This is a genomic window from uncultured Chloroflexus sp., assembly GCF_937129525.1.
In the GTDB taxonomy this organism is placed as follows: domain Bacteria; phylum Chloroflexota; class Chloroflexia; order Chloroflexales; family Chloroflexaceae; genus Chloroflexus.
The window spans coordinates 53,856-72,707 of sequence record NZ_CAKZNK010000046.1 but is presented as its reverse complement, the minus strand read 5'-3'; the positions used below and the strand labels follow the sequence as shown (position 1 = coordinate 72,707).

The window sequence follows — 18,852 nt, the reverse complement described above, 5'->3', positions numbered from 1 at the left end:
TATATTCGATGACTTCGTGTATCGTTACCGGAATAATAGTTATACTAATTGCTGTTTCAAAGCTCGTCAATGATAAGAGCCACAACACCTGAGCAAGGAGGAACAGTATCATGAGCAGGCAACGTTTGCACATCAACTGGCAGGAAGATAAACCCACACGCTTCAATCTGTCAAAGGCAGAGCAGGATTCCCGGCAGCGCACCCGGCTGCGCGCCGTATGGTGGCTGCGGAACGGGCATTCACTGCGGGAGACAGCGCAGATGGTGGGGATAGATGACCGAACGCTGCACGATTGGGTGGCGCGGTATCGTCGGGGTGGATTGGCGGCAGTGCGACACCGCCGTCGGGGTGGGTGTCGGGGCAAGCGTTCCCGGTTGACCCCTGAGCGGGAAGCGGAATTGAAGGAACGGGCGAGTCGAGGGGAGATTCGGCGTAGCTGGGACGGGATACACTGGGCAACACAGGCGTGCGGGGTGGAGTACACCTCCTTGGGGATGCGCTGGGTGGTTGCCCGTATCGGCGTAAAGAAGAACGTGCCTCGTCCGGTCGCCGCGCGCGCTTCGGGAGCGGCGCAGAAGGCGTGGAACAAGGGGGCTTGCTGGCTGCATTGACGCGCGCAGGCGTCAAGCAGACCGCAGGTCTCGCCTGGGGAGATGCGATGCGAGTCGGGCTGATCAAGCGCGCAGCGCATGTAGGCGCGGCAGCCGGTCGAGCGGCGCGATGAATGGGTGTACCTGAACCTGGTGGTCAACAGCGTCGTGAGACCGTTGTTGACAATGGACGCCGAACACGAAACAGGAGTCGACTGTCGCGGTGCTGCAGCGATGGCGGGAAGCGGGGGTCACGGTGTTGATCTGGGATAGAGCTCCAAGCCATCGTGCCAAGCGGGGAAGAGCGGTTGGGGGTGCACGTGATTGAACAACCGGCATCCTCGCTGGCATGAAACCCAGCGGAGTGGGTATTTGAAGCGCTTCGGCTCGCGGTGGAAGACAGGGTGGATGCGAACCTGGAGGAGAAGCAGACGAGATTGAACGGGAGCTGGAGCGGCTTGCAGCTGACCCAGCACGAGTGCGACGGCTGACCGGCTGGGTGTGGATACACGAGACAGTGAACGGCTTCTCTATTGGAAATACGGTCTTTCAATAGACAATTGGTATTAGATGTGTTTATCAAACAATCTGGATACTAATAAAGCGTTATTTTAAACTATTTAAATTCATTCTATAGATTAAAAATATACGATATATTTATATACGATATATTTGTAAAAAAGTTGTAGTACACCAACAAGGATAGCAGGTAATGTTGTCGTGAGTTTCTAGGGGTTTATACAACTATGGTACGGACAATTCAGAAGTGCTGGAATAATTTATGGCCCATTGTTTGGTACATACTGCTTACAGTAATATGGACATGGCCGCTTTCTTTGGAAATAACAACAACTATTGCTGGCAGCGGGAGTGATCCATTGTTCCAACTGTGGACATTATCCTGGAATGCTCATGCAATTCTTACTAATCCGACGCGCATCTGGAATGCACCTATTTTCTATCCTTATCCGAATACGTTGGCGTTTAGTGATCATCATATTTTTTTAGCGATTTTAGCGTTGCCATTATTAGCAAATCAACAACTTGTCCTTGCGTACAATCTGTTAGTTATGTTAAGTTTTGTGCTTAGCGGTTGGGCAGTATTCTTATTAATGCGATCAATTTTTCATGGCCACCAACCAAAATCGGTTATTACTTTTGGTGCTATACTGGCAGGTTCACTATTTGCTTTCAATACCTATCGAATGTCTCATTTACCACACTTACAAATGCTACAAACAGCGTGGCTACCGCTAGCACTGTACTGGTTGCGTCAAATGACTATTGCGCAAGGACGCTTTTTTTGGTTTGCATCGGTGCTAACTGGTGTTTTTGCTGGGATACAAGGAATTGCTGCAATATATTACGCCCCAATGACTGTGCTTGTTTTAGGCATTCTTGCAGGTGTTTGGTTTTGGCCAAATGAATGGTTAGATTGGAGAAACTGGTATTCTATCAAACAACGTATAATCGGATTAGTAGTTACGGCATGCGTTGCTGTAGCTATGATGATACCTTTTTTCCTACCATATATCGAAGTCTATCAATGGCTTGGTATTGTTCGTTCATCAACAGAGCTTGAGCGTGGATCTGCTCCTTTACAGGCATTTTTGTCAGTACCATCGGGAAACATATTATCCAGAATGCATTTGCCAGTAAACACCTATAACAGTGATGAACTCAATCTATTTCCTGGTTTCCTGACCATCACTCTTGCCAGCATTGGTGCATGGTTCCTTTGGAGGCAATCCCGGCGTGATGGTGTCGGTTTGATCACTATATTAGGTGTTGCATTTGTATTGTCTTTAGGATCAGTGTTTCGTACTACGATTGACAGCGAACCTTTTCCTACCTTATTGCCATATCAATGGTTGTACGATTGGGTACCGGGCATGAAAGCGCTACGTGTACCGGCGCGATGGTGGATGATTGGGAGTATGGCGCTCAGTGTCCTTGCCGGTATCGGTGCGATGAGACTTTTCCATTATTGGCGAGGGAGTTTGATAGCGATCATTGCAGCATTGGCATTGATTGAACATCTGGTAATTCCTATCCCTCGTATTGATATTCCAAAAGTACCGGCAGTTTATCACTGGTTAGCTCAAACTAATCCATATCAGCGGCGGGTTATCCTTGAGCTACCGGTACCTCCTCGAATAGGAGGAGGCGCATCGATTATGCGACGGCAGTTTTATCAAACTCAGCACTGGCGGAAGATTCTTCCTGGATACAGCGGTCTTGTTCCAATAGGTACATCCATACTATTTCATCAGATGAATCGTTTACCAGACGACGATGCCCTTCGCTTCCTATCTCGTTTAGGTGTAGATACACTAGTTATTCATCGTCATGAATTGCCAGATACAGAAAAGAGTATTGCTTTATTAGCATGGGCTGAGCAGAGTCCATTGTTGAAAAGGTTGGTTGAGGTTGATGGTTCTCTTGTCTACGAGATTGATCCAGATCCTATTCTCAACGAATTACCAATAGCTCAATCGGAGGTCTTTCTGTCAGGTAGTGAACAAATTCCAGGTCTGTTGGCACTGTCATTGCAGCAACGATTGCTTGAGTCGGGTGCAACCATTTATGGTCCGTCACGATTGTGGTTTTATCCAAAACAAAAATCACCACAAGCCGGACAGGTGTTTGACTATGTAGTATTGGGCCAGAGTGAAGATTATTTCCAGTTTGGCGTCATTACCGATCCACTCTGGCAAGGTGAAGGTGCAGCCATTTATGAGGTGTCACGTGATGTACTTGCTATTTATCAACCAGGTGTGCCTGATGTTGGACAACTACATGCGCGACATCCATCGATGTTGAATATTACGTTGATGGAAAACAGCATTGTAGTTGGAAGCGAGCGAATTCTACTGCGCAAATCAGTTGAACAGGCAAAGATCTTGTTAGAGATAGCCAGTTTGTCATCTCAACAGATCTGGATCAATGATCAGCCAATCTGGATAGCTGCAGGTGGTCAGACGATAACAGTCACATTGAGAAGTGGTCAATCGATTACTGTCAGGGGCATAAGTGAGCGTTTCAGTGTTGTGCGAGTCCAAGTCTGGCAGGAAACTGCGATTTTACCGGATATTAAAGGAGCTGCGATTGCAGTAGCAAGTGCTTTTGAAGAAGCGCAATATATGTTTCGCATTCAGCTTGCCGGGCATTCTACTATTCTGTTTTTGATTCAAGGCGCTGAAGCAGGAACTGAACGGCCAGTTGTGGTGGCGCAGGGTAGAATCTCGGTTCGTGAAACTACTGAAGTACGTCTCAATGTGCTTCAGCCAGAAGGATGGTGGTTGGAGCAAGCGATGCCAGCAGTTGATGGACGCTACATCGTTTATCTTAAGCCAGTGAATGATCCGCATTCAGTTGGCATTCCTATTGCAAAATTCAATGTGCATAACGGAGAGATCGTAGATGCGGTACCATTACAGCTTCCATTGACAATCATGCGCTAATGAAATTGTCTGCCTACCGTTGTATCGATCACAGTAACCAAACATGTGTTGATTATCCATGCAAGCCGCAGCTATTCAGCATACAATATAAATTAATTGCCGAAGCTGCCGGAGCATAGGGATGACCGTTGACCTATTAACCTTGTCTATCACCCTCAATCTTGCCAACGTTTTGCAAACTGCTGCGCTGGTTGGTCTGGCGCTCGCCCATCGATCACGTTCAGGTTTGTGGTGTTGGGCCGCGGGAATGGGGGTATTAGCGGCAGGGTTAATCCTGACCACACTGCGTGATGTAACCGAGTTGCCCCTCTTACTGCATGCGATCAGTCACACCATGGTCGGCGTTGGCATGATATTGCTGTACCACGGCGTCAAACGATTTTGGGGCGATCGGGTTTCGCTCTGGCGGCTGTTTCTGATCGCGTTTCTGCTCCTGGCAGCTTATCTGATCCTGGTGCTCACCGGTGATGTGCCACCGCTACGACGGATTCTCTTCTCGGTTGTGGTGGCGATCTGTTCATTTTTGATCGGGTTGCGTTTTCTGCCTGAATTGCAGACCAACCTGCGCCCGATCATCTGGTTTCTCGTCGTTGTATTCATAACGAATGGGGTCTTTTTTGCGTTGCGCGGTATCGCTTCGGCCACAGAAGAGAACTGGCTGACAATATCTCCTCCCTGGCAAACAGCTACCTATTTGATGTCGATTGCGACCAGCACGTTGTGGACGTTTGGGCTGATTTTGCTGGTTCATCAAGAACTGATCGTTGCCCAGCGCGACACGGTGCAGCAGCTCGAACATATTTTTATGGCCCAGCCGGATGCCGTCTTGCTATCGCGGCTGGACAATGGCGCTTTTGTAAAGGTGAATCGCGGTTTTACCCACATCAGCGGATATACGGAAGCAGAGGCGTTAGGTAAAGACGGGGTCGCGCTCAACATCTGGCGTTCGCCTGAAGATCGACAACTCTGGGCAGAGATGATGCGACGCGATGGCGGTTGCGCCAGCGTCGAATTTCAGTTTCGTCGCCGCGATGGCGAGTTGCGCTCGTGCTTGCTGTCGTCGCAAATGGTGACGATTCGGGGAGTGCCACACGCAATCAGTATTGTTCACGATATTACCGAACGCAAGTGGATTGAAGAGGCTTTGCGGCAGAGTGAGGCTCGTTACCGACTAATCGCCGAACATGCCACCGATGTGATCTGGTTGTATGATACCGAAACAGAACGGTTTACCTTTTTCAGTCCATCGGTTCGTAAACTGATCGGTTATTCAGCGGCAGAAGCGCTTGAGATGTCGTTCGCCAGGCTGTTGACCCCCGACTCGGCCCGGTATGTGCAATCATCACTCCATTATATGCTGCATGAGTGGCAAGGCGATCTCATCACGGCGCCGCCGTGGACAGCAGAGATTGATCTGGTGCATCGCGACGGTCATATCGTGCATAGCGAGATTGTAACTTCGTTTGTGCGTGATGAGCGCCAGCGTCTCGTCGTATTGGGTGTGGCGCGCGATATTACGGCGCGCAAACAAGCGGAAATCGAACTGCGTTTGGCGCGCCAGCAAGCAGAAGCGGCCAACCGGGCCAAGAGCGCATTTCTGGCGAATGTCAGCCACGAACTGCGCACGCCGCTGCATGCCGTTCTGGGATTTGCGCAACTGCTGGCGCGTGACGAGCATCTCACCGCAACCCAGCGCGAATATCTTGAGATTATCAATCGCAGCGGCGAGCACCTGTTGCGGCTGATCAACGACGTGCTTGACCTGGCCAAGATCGAAGCCGGTCGTTATACCTACACGGCGGCCCCGCTCGATGTGCGACAACTGATCGGCGATCTCCAATCACTCTTCCGCGCGCGCGCCGAGGCTAAACAGTTGCGATTCACCGTCACCTGCGCGGCTGACGTGCCGCGAGTAATCGTCAGTGACGAATCGAAATTGCGCCAGATTTTGATCAATTTGCTGGGCAATGCTATCAAATTCACTTACAACGGCGAAGTGCAACTGCGCGTTGAGCTAGCTCCACCGCAGCGTATCTTGTTTGCCGTTGAGGACACCGGTATCGGTATTTCACCATTTGAGCAGCAACAACTCTTTCGCCCCTTCTTTCAGGGACAACAGGCAGATCAGGAGCCGGCAGTAAGCGGCGTGGGGCTGGGCCTGAGCATTAGCTATGAGCTAGCGCGGTTAATGGGTGGCGATCTTGCGGTGTACAGCGCGGGGATAGGGCACGGCGCTCGTTTTACCCTGTCACTGCCATTGCAAACCGCGATTACCTCTTCGTTATCGCTCCCTGATCGTTCATCAGCGCGCTACCCGGTCGGTTTGCGGCCCGGTCAGCCGATATATCGGATGCTCGTTGCCGATGATCAGCCAGCCAGCGCTCTACTTCTGGTGGCTCTGCTGCGTCGGCTTGGCTTTGCCGTGCAATCAGTTGCCGATGGCCAGGCGGCGCTGACAGTTTGGCGGGAATGGCAGCCACATCTGATCTGGCTCGATCTGCGCATGCCGCAGCTTGATGGCCTGAGCGTTGCTCGCCAGATCCGCGAAGCATGCGCTGGCGAACCGGGTTTGATCCAACCGGTTATTATTGTGCTTTCCGGCCACGTCTTTGGTGACATTCAAGAGCAGGTCGTGGAAGCAGGTGGAAATGATTTTCTGTCCAAACCGTTTCGCGATCAGGATGTTGTCCGGCTCATCGAGCAACACCTGGCCGTCGAGTTTGAGTATGCAGATTCGCCTGCCGATACGCTGCCGGCGATACCGATAAATGGTCATGGGTATCATCCTGAATGGTGCGCAGCGTTGCTCCAGGCGGCGCGCGAAGCCAACTTTCGCCGTTTACACGAGCTGTCCGCTCAGATCGAGGCCAGTCGGCCTGATGAAGCACATCAACTGCGACAATGGATCGAAACGTTCGATTATCAGGCTATCATTGACTGGCTCGAACGTTTGCCCACTTCCCCATCAGCCGGCTATGTAGTATAGTGACAAACAATGTTATAACAGACATCATCATGTTCAATCATCTATGGCAAACAATCAATCATCTACCATTCTGATCGTTGATGATACACCGGCCAATTTGCTGCTCTTGACGCAATTACTGCAGGGGCAATCGTATGATGTCCGTCCGGTAACGCGCGGAGCAATGGCTCTGACTACGGCCCGCTCAGTCCGGCCCGACCTGATTCTGCTCGATATTCGGATGCCAGATGTTGATGGGTATACGATCTGTCAGGAATTGAAGGCCGATCCGGCAACCAGTCACATCCCGGTTATTTTTATCAGCGCGCTCGATGATACTGAAGATAAAGTGCGCGCGTTTGAGGTGGGTGGCGTTGACTACGTGACCAAGCCGTTTCAACCGGCTGAAGTCCTGGCGCGGGTGCGCACCCATCTGGCGCTGGCGCAGGCTCGCGCCGCGCTTGAGATGGCGAACCGGGAATTGCAGCGCGCGCTGGCCCGCGAAGCTGAACTGGCTCGCATCGATTGGTTGACCGGTGTCTACAACCGCAGCCACTTTTATGAACTGGCAACGCACGAGTTTGCGATTGCTACCCGCTACAACCGGCCACTGACGATTTGCATGATCGATGTTGATCATTTTAAGCAGATTAACGATCAGTATGGCCATTTGATCGGCGATCAGGTGTTGCGTCACGTTGCGCAGGTTTTGGCGCACCAGATTCGCGCCGCCGATTGCATCGGTCGCTTTGGCGGCGAAGAGTTTATTTTGCTGTTACCGAATACCGACGTGACGGCAGGCATGCTGTTGGCTGAACGATTGCGCGCTGCGATTGCCGGACTGGTGATCAATACCGAGAAGGGTGCGATCCAGACCACGATTAGCGCCGGGGTTGCCGGTCGGCAGCCGGCAGATACGGTGATCGAACGCTTGATCGACCGCGCCGATCAGGCGCTCTACGCAGCAAAACAGCAGGGGCGCAATTGTGTCGCTGGTGTGTAAACCGCCTGCATGAGCTGTTCGCAGGAGAAACCTATGGGTTCACCGGTGATCGATTTGCGCGATCTGACCGTCTACTACGGTCGTCAGCGCGGTGTGGAAGGGTTGGATCTGACGGTCGATCAAGGAGAGGTCTTCGGTTTTCTTGGCCCCAATGGCGCCGGAAAGACCACCACTCTGCGCGTTATGATGGATATTATCCGGCCAACGCGAGGGCAGGCGCTCATCTTTGGCCGCAATTGTCAGCGCGAGGGACATTTCATCCGGCAACAGGTGGGTTATCTACCCGGTGAATTACGCTTGCCCGACAATCTTACCGCGCGCCAGTATCTGGCGATGCTCAATGGCGCGCGGGGTCGGGTAGTTGAAGCGAGTTATTTGCAACAACTCTGCTGGCAACTGGAGCTTGATCTTGATCGCCCAATGCGCGCCTATTCGCGTGGCAATAAACAGAAAGTTGGCCTGATTGCCGCGTTGATGTTTCGTCCCCAACTCCTGATCCTCGACGAGCCAACAGGTGGTCTGGATCCGCTGGCGCAGCAGGTGGTCATCGAGCTGGTACGCGCTGCCCGCGAAGAGGGGCGAACGGTCTTCTTCTCTTCGCACATTCTGCCGGAAGTGCAGGCGGTCTGTGACCGGGTTGGCATCATTCGCGCCGGGCAGTTGGTAACGGTCGAGCGAATCGATGCTCTTTTACGAAGGCAATACGTCCATCGGATCCGGTTTCGATTTGCCGAACCGGTGCCGGCGACTGCTTTCTCTCTGCCGGGGATTACGCTGCTTGCGGTGAACGAACATGAGGTGACCCTGGAAGTGCGCGAAGGGTTAGCGCAGGTGCTTGCTCAGGCTGGCGCATTCCAGGCCATTGAAGTTGAGACGTTGCCTTTGACGCTGGAAGAGGTCTTCCTGGCTTACTATGGCGCGCAAGGAGGCAATCATGGCCAGCCTGTTCTGGCATGAGTTACGGATCCGACGTGGCGTCTTGATCGGCTGGAGCGCGGGGATGCTGGCGTTCTTTAGCGTCTACATGGCGTTCTACCCGGCATTGCCGGTCGAAATGCGCAATCTCGATCTGGCCAGCATCGAGTTGTACCGCGCCTTTGGTAACCTGACTATGGCGACGTTCGAAGGCTATATCGGCTCAACCATTTTCCATTTCTTTACCGTGTTACTCTGTGTGCTGGCGATTGTGACCGGAACCGGGGTGCTGGCTGGCGAAGAGGACAACGGAACGCTTGAGTTGCAACTGGCATTGCCATTGACGCGCTGGCAACTGGTGACGACGAAAACTATCGCCCTGGCCGCGATGTCGTTGCTGGTATTGGGAGTCGCCAGCATAGCGGCGGCAGTGATCTTTCTGTTCATTCGTGACCAGTTGACCACCCAGCTCGATGCCGGCGATCTGTTTCGCGCTACCGTGGCTCATTGGCCGCTCGTCTTTTTGTTTCAAACGCTCAGCCTCTGGCTCGGCACGCTGACGCCGTCGCGTCGGGTGGCCCTGGCCCTAGCAACGGTCATCCTGGTCGTCAGTTTTCTCGGCTACAATCTGCTCAGTATGTCACCAGATCTGGAATATCTGCGTCCACTCTCGCCCTTCCACTATCGTCCCTCGACGCCGGCAGCGCTCAATGAAGGGCCGGCCAGCGGTGATCTGGTGACGCTGCTGGGCGCAGCACTCCTCGGATACGGGCTGGCGGTGGTTTGTTTCAATCAGCGCGATGTAACAACCGGGGCCTGGCTGTGGGCGCGATATTTCCATCGTGTCTCATCAACCAGAAAAGTCGCCGGATAACGAAGCGGCTATGGTATACTTCATCGTAGGCCTATTTGAGAAACATTTGCAGCTTTGCTGCCGCTTGAAAGATACATGTCAGATCAACTTCACATCCGCAATTTCAGCATCATTGCCCACGTCGATCACGGAAAGACGACGCTGAGCGATCGGTTACTCGAGCTGACGCGCACCGTTACCGAGCGTGAGCAGCGAGAACAATTGCTCGACTCACTCGATCTTGAGCGCGAGAAGGGGATCACCATCAAGCTCAAGCCGGTGCGCATGGAATACCGCGCTGCCGATGGTCAGATCTATCAGCTCAACCTGATTGACACTCCCGGCCATGTCGATTTCAGTTATGAGGTGAATCGCTCGCTGGCCGCCTGTGAAGGCGCCCTGCTGGTCGTTGATGCTTCACAAGGCATTGAGGCGCAAACCCTGGCCAATACCTACCTGGCGCTGGAAAATGATCTGGTGATCATACCGGTGGTGAACAAGATCGACCTCCCGGGTGCCCACCCCGAAGAGGTGGCGCAAGAGATTGAGAAGGTGATCGGTATTCCCGCCGAAGAGGCCATTCTGGCCTCGGCTAAAGAGGGGATCGGGGTGCCAGAAATCCTTGAGGCGATTGTTAAGCGCATTCCTCCACCGCGTGGTCAGCGTCATCAGCCAGCGCGCGCGCTTATCTTCGACTCACACTATGATCCGTATAAGGGTGTGATTGCCTACGTGCGGGTGGTCGATGGCGTCTTCACCACTCGCGATAGGGTTCGTTTTATGGGCACGGGTGCGCAGGCGGAAACGCTCGAACTGGGCGTTTTCCGCCCGGCAATGACGCCGCTAAACGAGCTGGTCGCCGGCGAGGTAGGCTATATCGCGACTGGTTTGAAGAGTGTAGCCGATTGTCAGGTGGGTGATACGATTACGCTGGTCGATATGCCGGCCAGCGAACCGTTGCCCGGCTATCGTCCGGCCAAGCCGATGGTGTTTGCCGGCTTGTACCCGATTGACTCAAATGCCTACCCTGAATTGCGCGAGGCGCTCGAACGCCTGAAGCTCAACGACGCTGCGCTGTCGTTTCAGCCCGAAAGTTCAGCCGCGCTCGGCTTCGGTTTCCGCTGTGGCTTTCTTGGCTTGCTGCATATGGAGATCGTCCGCGAGCGGCTCGAACGGGAGTATAAGCTCGATCTGCTGATTACCGCGCCTTCGGTTGAGTATCAGGTATTGTTGTCAGATGGCGAAATCATTACGGTTGCCAATCCGTCGGAGATGCCCGATCTATCGCGGATCGAAGCGATTGAGGAGCCAGTTGTTGAAATCAGTGTGATCACGCCGGTGCGCTACATCGGCACGATTATGGATCTGGTGACCACGCGCCGCGGTGTGTTTGTCAGTATGGACTACCTCGACCCGACGCGCGTCCTCTTGAAATACCGCATGCCGTTGGCCGAAATTGTGATCGACTTCTACGATCAGCTTAAGAGCCGCACTCAGGGGTATGCTTCGCTGGATTACCATCTGGCCGGTTATCAAGAGGCCGATCTGGTCAAGCTCGACATTCTGGTCAATGGTCAGCCGGTAGATGCGCTGTCGCTCATCGTGCATCGCGATTTTGCTTATCAGCGGGGGCGCGATCTGGTTGAGCGCTTGCGGCAATTGATCCCACGCCAGATGTTTGAGGTGCCGATCCAGGCTGCAATTGGCTCGAAGATTATTGCGCGCGAGACCATCCGCGCCATGCGCAAGGATGTGCTGGCAAAATGTTATGGCGGCGACGTGACCCGAAAGCGCAAGCTGCTCGAAAAACAGAAAGAGGGCAAGAAACGCATGAAGATGGTCGGGAGCGTCGAAATTCCTCAAGAGGCCTTTATGGCGATTTTGTCACTCAACGATACGGGTAACGAACGCGAGCGGTGATATAACTCGCTGGAATTGCTTGTAAGGATGCGTCGAGATGCCCGCTGGCCTGCGCGCCATTTGCTGCTATGCCTATAAAAACCTGCTGAACCTGTGAATGAACATGGAGCACAGAGCAATGCGTCGTCTGGTGTGGTTACTTGCCCTCTTGTTGCTGGCCGGCTGTCAGAGTGTGACGAATGGAAGACAGTGGGAAGAAACCGGTTCGCCGGTAGCTTTTCGGTTGGGAACCCAGATCTATACGGTGGCCGATGTTAATGCAGAGATCAAACGCGCAATCGGTGATGGCGTGGCCAATGCGCTGGCCGCAGGCCAGACTCGCGAGCAGATTGAGCAGATAGTGGTTGAAAACGATTTGCGCCGCCAAATCTTTGAGCAGATGATCCAGAATGAATTACTCTTGTATTACGCCCGTCAGCACGGCATTGGCGTTGATCCGGAAGCGTTGGATGAAGCAGTCTTTAGCCAACTGGCTGTTGATGCCAGCCCGGCAGAGACGCTTGATTTGCGGAGTGTGCTGGCTCGCGAGCAGATCGTCTTTGAAGTGATTGCCCGCAATACGCGCGCCGATATGGCGCGTATCCGCCAGATTCTGGTTTCAGATGAAGCAACGGCTCAGACCATACTGAGCGAATTGCAGGCCGGGGCCGATTTTGCCACTCTGGCAGCAACTCACTCGCGTGATTCGGCCACTGCAGCCAACGGTGGCGAGTGGGGATGGGTAACGCGCGGTGATACTGTCGCGCAACTCGAAGAGGCTATCTTCTCGTTGCCCCTCAACACACCTCAGATCGTTCAATCTGATTTCGGCTTTTTTGTCGTTGAGGTGTTAGAGCGCGAATCGCAGCGTCCCTTCGAATCGTTTGAACAATTGCGCATTCGTCGAAATGCCGGTCAGTTTTACCAGGAAACCTTTGTGCCCTGGTATGAAGAGCTGCGCCGACAGGTCGAACAGAGTGGCGAATTGCAGATTGCTGCCGGTTTTGATCCAGATGTGTTGCCGATACCTTTCCCCGAGACTCCATGAGTGCTACATTAAACAACCTGCTCAACTTTGCGCTGGCGCGCGATCTGATCGATCTGTCGGAGATCCAGATCTGGAAGGTTGATCGTTTCTTGCAGCCGCCGGTCATGTCGTCAGATGCGCGTGTGCTCCCCTGGGTCGAGCAACAAGGTTTGGGTCAGTACCAGCCACCGCGTTTGCCCTATCCGCTGGTCACGCAGACGCCGGCTTTGATCTGGGGAGAGGCCGCTACAGTTGATTGGTCGGCGCTGTCTGCACTGTTAGCCGGTCGCTATCCCTTGCAGCATCCGCTAACCCTGATCGCACTGCCTGCCGAAACGGTGCAATCGCTGACGTTGGCGGATCTCGCTACGGTCAACTTGTCGGCAACGACCAGCTTTGCCCTGCTGATGCCGGCCCTGGCATTACCCGATGATCGACATAATATCGATCGGTTGCGCTGGGTTATCAGTCGCCTGCTCGGTCCCGATGGTTGCCCGTGGGATGTGCGCCAGACCCATCAGTCGTTGCGTGGCGCATTGCTGGAAGAGGTGTATGAGGTGTTGGAGGCCCTTGATACGGGCACAATGGCACAGCTCTGCGAAGAGTTGGGTGATGTGCTGATGCATGTCATCATGCATAGCGAAATGGCCCGTCAGGCCGGACATTTTTCGCTCGAAGATGTGGCACGGCGGGCGGCTGACAAACTGGTGTTTCGGCATCCGCACGTCTTTGGCGCTGCTGACGTGACCGATGTCGGTCAGGTGATACAGAACTGGGAGGAGCTGAAAGCGCGTGAGCTGGCGGCTAAAGGACAATCGCGCGCCAGCGTGCTCGATGGTGTACCAGCAGCGTTGCCGGCGCTGGCTGCGGCGCAAACGCTGGCGAGCAAGGCGATTCAGGCCGGATTTACCTGGACAACGATTGAGTATGCGTGGGCGAAGGTTGATGAGGAGCTGGCCGAACTGCGCGCTGCGCCCGATTCGGCTGCGCAAATGGCGGAGTTGGGCGATCTGCTCTTCGCCATCACAACACTTGCCCACTGGCTCCAACTCGATGCTGAAGCAGCGTTGCGTGAAGCCAATGCTCGTTATAAACGGCGCCTGCAACTGGTTGAACAGATGGCAGCGCGTAGTGGGCGATCATTGCGCGATTGCTCGTTGACCGAATTGATAACGTGGTGGGCTGAAGCCAAGGCAGTGAGTAATGGATGATGCCAGATGCCGCCGCCGATCCCACTCTATCTGAACGATGTTGTGCAATTGCGCAAGCCGCATGCCTGCGGCGGCGATACATGGCAGATTGTTCGTCTCGGCGCTGATATTGGTTTACAATGCGCAACGTGTGGGCGGCGCATTTTGCTGCCACGGGCCACGCTCGAGCGCCGGATCAAGCGTTTTGTGAGCCGAGGCAGCGCCGGCGAGTTGGAATGAGGACGAAAAGGCTCTCGCGCGCTAGCCCGGCATATCGTTTATACTGTACTTACCCCATTCGCTGTTCGTTGACACCCTCATGAAACGCGGTATGATGGCAGTGTCGCCGTTATGCCGCATCTGCACTAGATCATATATCTATGCGATACCTTGCAAGACAGAGCAGGGAAGTTTATCGCGCATGCTCTGCGCGAATCACAATCTGGGGTAACCGGATTGCGCTCATCAGCCTTCTATGGCTCATACTGGTAGCTGGTGTTGCTGCGCAGTCGATCCAACCTATCTACCAGGTGGAATACGATGGGGTGCTTAGCAGTTATGCTGCCGGCTATATTCGGCGCGCTTTGCGTGAGGCTGAAGCAGCCAATGCGCAAATGCTGATTGTGCATATTACACCCCGGGGCGCAGTCTTGAGCGAAGCGCGCGCGCTGGCCAACGACATTGCCGCCGCAAGCGTGCCGGTCGTGGTCTATATTAATCCTGCCGGTCATGACGCCGGCGCTGCTGGTTCGTGGCTGTTGCCGGCAGCTCACATTGCTGCGATGGCGCCGGATAGTCGCTTTGGCATTGCCGCGCCGTTGTTTGTGCCAACGATGGGAGTCAGCGAGGCTACTCAGGATCTGCTCCTCGTCGAGCAGTTGCAGCAGTTTGAAGCCTGGGGCGCGGCGCGCAACCGGGATGTGTCGTGGGCTGAAACGGCGTTGCGGAGCGGATTTATTGCGACGGCAGCGCAGGCAATTGAGACTAGTCCACCAATTATCGATCTGGTTGCGCGCGATCGGACAGAATTGCTGCAACGTCTGGAAGGTCGAACTGTCACGCTAGTTGGTGGTCAGCAGATGACGCTCTCGACCCTCGGCGCGCGACCGCTGGTCATTGAAGTCAATCTGATTGAAGCCTTCTTGTTGGTGCTGGCCAATCCGACCATTGTCTTTATTCTACTGATCATGGCCGGATTGGCGTTTTATGCCGAATTTCTTAGCCCAACGGTAGGCATCCTCGCCGGTCTAGGGGTTTTGTTGCTGGCAGGCGCTATCATTGGTATGATTGCCCTGCCGGTGCAATGGTTGAGCGTGGTAGGCATTCTCATCGCCTTCGGTTTGATCGCTGCCGATCTCTTTGTTCCATCGCACGGAACACTGACCGTCATTGGAGTAGGCGTTATGATTGCCAGCGCGTTAACGCTCTTTGATGCAACGCAGGCCCCAGGAGTAGCAGTGGCATTGTGGGTGGTGATGCTGGTCGCCGCAATCATTGCCATCTTTGCCGTAACCGGTGTTTGGCTGGCGTTACGTTCGCGCAATCGACCAGTCACCACCGGTCAAGAAGGACTTATCGGGCGACTGGCCGAGGTGCGCAAGCGGCTCGATCCAGAAGGAATGGTCTTTGTTGAAGGGGCGCTCTGGCGGGCAGTATGTGAAAATGGCACTGCCGAAGAGGGTGAATTTGTGCGAGTGACCGGTATCTATGCGTTACGCCTGACTGTGCGACGGATCGATCCGTCTGAGGAATTGATGTCAACATCGTCGTCATCGTAGAGCCAGGGTTGACTCTACTGACCATATCGCGGAAAGGAGACCTCGTAATGAGTGGTATTACCTTCTTTCTTCTTGCCTGTCTGGCAGTGCTGGCGTTTATCGCGTTGATGATCCTGTTATCGGCGATCAAGATCGTGCCCGAATACGAGCGTGGGGTGATCTTTCGACTGGGACGGTTGATGGGGCCGCGTGGACCGGGTATCTTCTTCGTTATTCCCATCTTTGAGCGGATGGTGCGTGTTGATATGCGCGTGATTACCATGGACGTTCCGGTGCAAGAGGTGATTACGCTCGATAACGTCACGATCAAGGTCAACGCGGTACTGTACTTTCAGGTGATTAACCCGAACTGGGCAGTGACCAAGGTGATGGACTACATCCGGGCCACGATGCAGATTGCTCAGACAACTCTGCGCAGTGTGGTCGGTCAGGTCGAACTCGACGAGTTGCTGGCGCAGCGTGAGAAGATTAACCAAAAGCTGCAACAGATTATCGACGAGCAGACCGAGCCGTGGGGAATCAAAGTCACGATTGTCGAAGTGAAAGATGTTGAACTGCCGCAGAACATGCAGCGAGCTATGGCCCGCCAGGCTGAAGCCGAGCGCGAGAAGCGGGCCAAGCTGATCCATGCCGATGGTGAATTGCAAGCGTCGCGCACGCTGGCCGAGGCAGCGAAGGTGTTGGCCAGTGAACCGGTGACATTGCAACTTCGCTATCTGCAAACCTTAACCGAGATCGCTACCGAGAAGAACAGCACGATTATCTTCCCGCTGCCGATTGATACACTGAAGGCATTCTTCACTCCCGCCAATCCGGTGAGTAACGACGCGCGTCAACCGGCGGATTAACGGCGAAGGTGAGCGCTGCTTTGCGTTACCGCCGGGCAATGATCACGATGCTGGCGATCAGCAAGGCAGCGCCAATCATACCGGGCACAGTAAATCGTTCACCCAGTAATAGAATAGCGAGCAAAGCCGATCCGAGCGGCTCGAGCAGGGTAATAGTCGCCGCAGTAGTTGCGCGCACACTCCGCATCCCACGCACATAAAGGGCATAGGCCAGCGCCGTCGGCACGATGCTAAGATAGATAAGCACGAGCCAGCCCAATGGCGGGTAGGTAACGACCAGACCTGTGGTCAGCGCCGCGGGGAGCAGCAGCACAGCGCCGAAGGTAAACGAGAGCGCGACCGGCACAACCGGATGGTAGCTGGCGGCAATGAGACGCGCGCCGAGGACGACCAGACTGTATGAGAAACCGGCGGTCAGCGCGAGCAAGGCACCGATGACGAGATCGGCGGTCGATTGGACCTGGGGCGCGCCGCCAACCAGCATTGCCGCGCCGAGCACCGCGCCGCCGATTGCCAGCCATGCGCTGGCGCGTAGCCGTTCGCCGAGAAACGCGCGGGCTAGCAGGGCAGTGAAGATGGGCGCGCTACAGATATTGATGAGAACCGCAGCCGCGACCCCCAGATAGGGGATCGCAGCAAAGTAGGCTACCTGATAGCCGGCGAAGGCAGCGCCGATGAGGGCCAGGGTCGCAATATGACGTGGCTGAATGTGAAATGCTCGCGGCCCGGCGAGCACTCGCGCGGTAACAAGCAAAACCGGCGCTGACAGCAGTAACCGCCAAAAGCCGATGGAAAGAGAGTTGGTCTCGGCAAGGCGGTAAAGCCAGCCGACGGCCACTCCGATGGTGCCCCATGTTAAGGCAGCGATGATCACCATCGCTACATCGAGCGGGCGTTGCGCTTCATCAAGACGGTGCATTGTTATAACGTTACGCAGTCTTTCAGGCGAATCGGCGTGAATAACATTTCGGGCAGAGGAGCAATATTTAGGATACTGCCGCCTCGCTCGCAGCAGCGGCGCGCAGACAAATACAGGGAAGATTACACGGCAAGGGATTATCTCTTGCCAGCAGATCGCCCCTGTGACGCGCACAGGGGCGACGGCGCCATTATCAGGTTTCTAATCGAGGTAGCCGCGCAACTTCTTGCCCAGGTGCGGATGGCGTAGCTTGCGCAACGCAACAGCTTCGATCTGACGGATACGCTCGCGGGTGATCCCGAATTCGATCCCGACCTCTTCGAGGGTGCGGTAGCGTCCATCTTTCAGGCCGTAGCGCAACTGGATAATCTTGCGCTCACGTTCAGGCAGCTTCATCAACACCTCTTCAAGCTGCTCGCGGAGCAATGAAGCGGCGGCGGCTTCTGCGGGAGTTGAGATGCGATCATCTTCGATAAAATCGCCCATGCGACCTTCACCCTCTTGCCCGACCGGCATCTCGAGAGAAAGCGGATGCATGCTAGCTTCGAGCGTTCGACGCACCTTTCCGGGTGAAATGCCCATAGCATCGGCGATCTCTTCGGGGGTTGGCTCGCGCTGCATCGTCTGCTGGAGGCGGTGCGATGTGCGTTTGACCTGACTGATCGCTTCGCCCATATGAACCGGCAGGCGAATCGTGCGGCTCTGATCGGCGATGGCGCGGGTAATGGCCTGACGGATCCACCACGTCGCATAGGTGCTAAATTTGTGACCCTTCTTATAATCAAATTTCTCAACCGCCCGCATCAAGCCGATATTACCCTCTTGCACCAGATCCATCATCGTCAGGCCGTATGAGGTGTATTTTTTGGCAATACTCACCACCAGCCGCAGGTTGGCCTGAATCAGGTGGTGACGGGCATCTTGACCCTGCTGCACTGCGCGTTCGAGTTCGAAACGCTCGCGGGCAGAAGTATACTCTTCGCGGTCAAGCCGCTGCCGGGCAGCAGCGCCTGCCTCCATCGCTTTGGCCAGCTCAACCTCTTGCTCGGCAGTCAGCAAAGGCACTTGCCCAATCTCTTGCAAATACATCCGAACCGGGTCATCAAAAGCAATATCACCCAGATCGGGCAATTCGACCAGCAAATCCTGGTCTGGGTCGGGATCTAATTCTGCAGGACCTTCCAACTCATCGGTTGACTCAATAACTTTGATCCCTTCGGCTTGCAGCATCGCATAAAGCTGATCAATTTCGGCAATGTCGTGCTCGGGATGAGGAAAGGTGGCAAGAATGTCGGCGTGGGTAATGTACCCGCGCACCCGCGCTGCGGCGAGCAGTTGCTCGATCATCGCCTCTGACTCCGGTGTAGCTTTGCTCAACATCGTTCAACCAATGCTCTGTTG

General features: G+C 54.5%; 14 protein-coding genes. 12 read left to right on the top strand and 2 right to left on the bottom strand.

Features of this window, described 5'->3' with window-relative positions; genetic code table 11:
- Positions 1-110 precede the first annotated feature (110 nt).
- The 12 genes from Q0650_RS04700 (at position 111) to Q0650_RS04645 (ending at position 16,532) form a co-directional block, all read left to right on the top strand.
- On the top strand, positions 111-611 hold the full coding sequence (locus tag Q0650_RS04700; RefSeq protein WP_298816421.1) for a helix-turn-helix domain-containing protein: 501 nt from the start codon (positions 111-113) through the stop codon (positions 609-611).
- Between the two features lie 725 nt (positions 612-1,336).
- Positions 1,337-4,054 carry a hypothetical protein gene (locus tag Q0650_RS04695; protein ID WP_298816419.1) on the top strand — a complete coding sequence of 906 codons (2,718 nt, stop codon included), beginning with the start codon at positions 1,337-1,339 and terminating at the stop codon, positions 4,052-4,054.
- A 121-nt stretch (positions 4,055-4,175) separates the two neighbouring features.
- Positions 4,176-7,040, top strand: a complete 2,865-nt coding sequence (locus Q0650_RS04690; RefSeq protein WP_298816417.1) for a PAS domain S-box protein — start codon at positions 4,176-4,178, stop codon at positions 7,038-7,040.
- A 43-nt stretch (positions 7,041-7,083) separates the two neighbouring features.
- Positions 7,084-8,022, top strand: a complete 939-nt coding sequence (locus Q0650_RS04685; protein ID WP_298816415.1) for a diguanylate cyclase — start codon at positions 7,084-7,086, stop codon at positions 8,020-8,022.
- 33 nt (positions 8,023-8,055) lie between these two features.
- Positions 8,056-8,979, top strand: coding sequence for an ABC transporter ATP-binding protein (locus Q0650_RS04680; protein WP_298816413.1), 924 nt, complete (start codon positions 8,056-8,058; stop codon positions 8,977-8,979).
- The gene (locus Q0650_RS04675) at positions 8,957-9,811 is read left to right on the top strand and encodes an ABC transporter permease (RefSeq protein ID WP_298816411.1); all 855 of its coding nucleotides are present in this window, start codon (positions 8,957-8,959) and stop codon (positions 9,809-9,811) included. The genes Q0650_RS04680 and Q0650_RS04675 overlap by 23 nt, the downstream gene beginning before the upstream one ends.
- A gap of 75 nt (positions 9,812-9,886) precedes the next feature.
- A complete protein-coding gene (gene lepA, locus Q0650_RS04670; RefSeq protein ID WP_298816409.1) occupies positions 9,887-11,710 on the top strand; it encodes a translation elongation factor 4 in 1,824 nt (607 codons plus the stop codon).
- A 118-nt stretch (positions 11,711-11,828) separates the two neighbouring features.
- Positions 11,829-12,737 (top strand): peptidylprolyl isomerase, encoded by a 909-nt coding sequence (locus Q0650_RS04665; protein ID WP_298816408.1) that lies wholly within the window; start codon positions 11,829-11,831, stop codon positions 12,735-12,737.
- Positions 12,734-13,927 carry a nucleoside triphosphate pyrophosphohydrolase gene (gene mazG / locus Q0650_RS04660; RefSeq protein ID WP_298816406.1) on the top strand — a complete coding sequence of 398 codons (1,194 nt, stop codon included), beginning with the start codon at positions 12,734-12,736 and terminating at the stop codon, positions 13,925-13,927. The genes Q0650_RS04665 and mazG overlap by 4 nt, the downstream gene beginning before the upstream one ends.
- A gap of 6 nt (positions 13,928-13,933) precedes the next feature.
- Positions 13,934-14,146 carry a DUF951 domain-containing protein gene (locus Q0650_RS04655; protein WP_298816404.1) on the top strand — a complete coding sequence of 71 codons (213 nt, stop codon included), beginning with the start codon at positions 13,934-13,936 and terminating at the stop codon, positions 14,144-14,146.
- Positions 14,147-14,436: 290 nt separating this feature from the next.
- Positions 14,437-15,684: a nodulation protein NfeD gene (locus Q0650_RS04650; RefSeq protein ID WP_298816402.1), complete on the top strand. Its 1,248-nt coding sequence runs from the start codon at positions 14,437-14,439 to the stop codon at positions 15,682-15,684.
- A 47-nt stretch (positions 15,685-15,731) separates the two neighbouring features.
- Complete coding sequence (locus tag Q0650_RS04645) at positions 15,732-16,532, top strand: slipin family protein (RefSeq protein ID WP_298816400.1); 801 nt, start codon at positions 15,732-15,734, stop codon at positions 16,530-16,532.
- A gap of 25 nt (positions 16,533-16,557) precedes the next feature.
- Here the strand turns inward: Q0650_RS04645 and Q0650_RS04640 are convergent, their stop codons facing one another.
- Together Q0650_RS04640 and rpoD are read right to left on the bottom strand one after the other, a co-directional pair.
- Positions 16,558-17,451, bottom strand: coding sequence for a DMT family transporter (locus tag Q0650_RS04640; protein WP_298816398.1), 894 nt, complete (start codon positions 17,449-17,451; stop codon positions 16,558-16,560).
- 201 nt (positions 17,452-17,652) lie between these two features.
- A complete protein-coding gene (gene rpoD, locus Q0650_RS04635) occupies positions 17,653-18,798 on the bottom strand; it encodes an RNA polymerase sigma factor RpoD (RefSeq protein WP_298816396.1) in 1,146 nt (381 codons plus the stop codon).
- Positions 18,799-18,852: the final 54 nt, after the last annotated feature.